This is a genomic window from Parabacteroides sp. MSK.9.14, assembly GCF_019041495.1.
Taxonomy (GTDB): domain Bacteria; phylum Bacteroidota; class Bacteroidia; order Bacteroidales; family Tannerellaceae; genus Parabacteroides; species Parabacteroides merdae.
Genome location: NZ_JAHPXO010000140.1, coordinates 1 through 380, shown reverse-complemented (window position 1 = coordinate 380; position 380 = coordinate 1). Strand labels below are relative to the sequence as shown.

The window sequence follows — 380 nt, the reverse complement described above, 5'->3', positions numbered from 1 at the left end:
GAAACTTCGCGTTTCGTGGAAGTTCACTCAATATAATACGCCTGAGCATATCGAAAAGGCATTGAATGGATTGAATGCCAGGATAAATAGTAGAAGGCAATTTCAAATACTTCGCTCTGTGATGAGATATGCAGCCGTAATCTTGTTACTTGTATCTTTTTCTTATGTGGGATGGGGCTATCTGAAGCCGGACAATTATGTAACGATTAGGGTGGAACAAGGGAAAGATGTGAAAAAAATCGTGCTTGCAGATGGTTCTACTATTTGGTTAAAGGCCGGTTCTTCATTGAAGATTCCGGAGACTTTTGCCGAAGGCGGTCGCAAACTCTCCTTGCAAGGAGAAGCATTCTTTGACGTTGCAAAGAATGCTTCTCCTTGCA

1 protein-coding gene is annotated in these 380 nt (G+C 42.1%); it reads left to right on the top strand.

What is annotated here, in order from left to right; genetic code table 11:
• Positions 1–121: 121 nt before the first annotated feature.
• On the top strand, positions 122–380 hold a 259-nt coding region (locus KTG12_RS22400), incomplete at its 3' end, for a FecR domain-containing protein (protein ID WP_237976681.1).